Raw genomic sequence first — 1,689 nt, 5'->3', positions numbered from 1 at the left:
CGCTGGCGCAAGGTGGTCCAACCGACCGAAGGTACGATCGACCGCCGCGCCTACGAGATCGCAGCGATCGTCCATCTGCGCGAACGGCTCGGCTCCGGCAGCATCTGGGTGGACGGCAGTCGCGCCTATCGCACGCTCGACGATTACCTGCTGCCGACCCCTGCGTTCGACACGATGCGCGCCGATGGCAACCTGCGCCTGGCCGTGCCGTCCGGTTTTGCCGAATGGTATGAGGAACGTCGTACCCTGCTGACCCGGCGCATGACCGAGGTGGAACGGGCAGCGGCGACGGGCGAATTGGTCGATGTGACGATCGAGCGCGGGCAGTTGCTGATCTCGCCGATCCGGCGATCCCCGTCGGACGATGCCGAGGCACTGAAGGCCCGTCTCTACGCGATGCTGCCGCGTGTGCGGATCACTGACCTTCTGGTCGAGGTCGCCGCCTGGTCAGGGTTCGCCGACCGCTTCGTCCATGCTCGCAGCGGTGAGCCGGCCTCCGATCAATCCGCGCTGATGGGCGCGATACTCGCCGATGCGACCAATCTCGGCCTCGGGCGCATGGCCGAAAGCTCGCGCGGGCTGACGCTGCCCCGCCTCCGCTGGACCGCAGAATGGCATGTGCGCGACGAAACCTATCTGTCGGCGCTGGCGGCGATCGTTGACTGCCATACCGCGCATCCTCTCGCCCAGGTCTGGGGACCGGGCGACACGTCGTCGTCGGATGGACAGTTCTTCCGCGCCGGCGGTCAGGGCGAGGGTCGCGCCGATCGCAATGCCCGCTACGGCACCGATCCCGGCGTGCTGTTCTACACCCACGTCACCGACCGCTTCACGCCGTTCCACACCAAGGTCATTGCAGCCAATGCCGGCGAGGCCGCGCACGTCCTCGATGGCCTGCTCGACCATGAGAGCGAGCTGGTAATCCGCGAACATGCCACCGACACCGCCGGGGCGGTCGATCACGTTTTCGGCCTATGCCACCTGCTCGGCTTCCGCTTCGCACCGCGTATCCGTGACCTCAACGAGCGCCGGCTCTACAGCCTGTCGTCGCTCGACCCCTGGCCCACACTGCGCCCGCTCGTAGCCCGCCCGGTCAACGTCCGCGCGATCGAGGCGGATTGGGACGAGACGCTGCGGCTCGCCGCCTCGATCCGGGCGGGCACCGTCAGCGCGTCGGTCATGCTGCGCAAGCTGGCAGGTTTTCCGCGTCAAAACCCGGTCGCTCGCGCATTGCGCGAGCTCGGGCGGATCGAGCGCACCCTGTTCATGCTCGACTGGTTCAACAATCCCGAACAGCGGCGTCGCACCGGCAGCATCCTCAACAAGGGTGAAGCCCGCAATGCGCTCGCCCGCGCCATCTTTTTCAACCGCCTCGGCGAATTGCGCGACCGCACATTCGAGAACCAGCGCCATCGTGCCTCCGGGCTGACCCTTCTCACCGCGGCCGTCACCCTCTGGAACACGGTCTATCTCGACCGCGCGGTCCGGCATCTGCGCGCCAGCGGTGTCGAGGTGCCCGACGAACTACTCGCCCATGTCGCGCCGCTGGGATGGGAGCACATCGGCCTCACCGGCGACTATCTGTGGAGCGAGATGGACAAACCCCGCGAACGGTTCAGGCCTCTCCGCCTTCATCAGAACGGTCGGGATGCTTAGCGTGCGTTTTCGAACATCCTCTCACCGGTCCCC

General features: G+C 66.9%; 1 protein-coding gene. It reads left to right on the top strand.

Annotated features, from left to right (window positions below; genetic code table 11):
- On the top strand, window positions 1-1,656 hold a 1,656-nt coding region (locus tag EJC47_RS20810; protein ID WP_126849594.1), incomplete at its 5' end, for a Tn3 family transposase.
- Between the last annotated feature and the right edge of the window lie 33 nt (window positions 1,657-1,689).

The sequence above is a fragment of the Sphingomonas sp. TF3 genome (genome assembly GCF_003985085.1).
Taxonomy (GTDB): Bacteria; Pseudomonadota; Alphaproteobacteria; order Sphingomonadales; family Sphingomonadaceae; genus Sphingomonas.
Note: the sequence above shows the minus strand (reverse complement) of the source record. Positions and strands in the feature narration are given on the sequence as shown.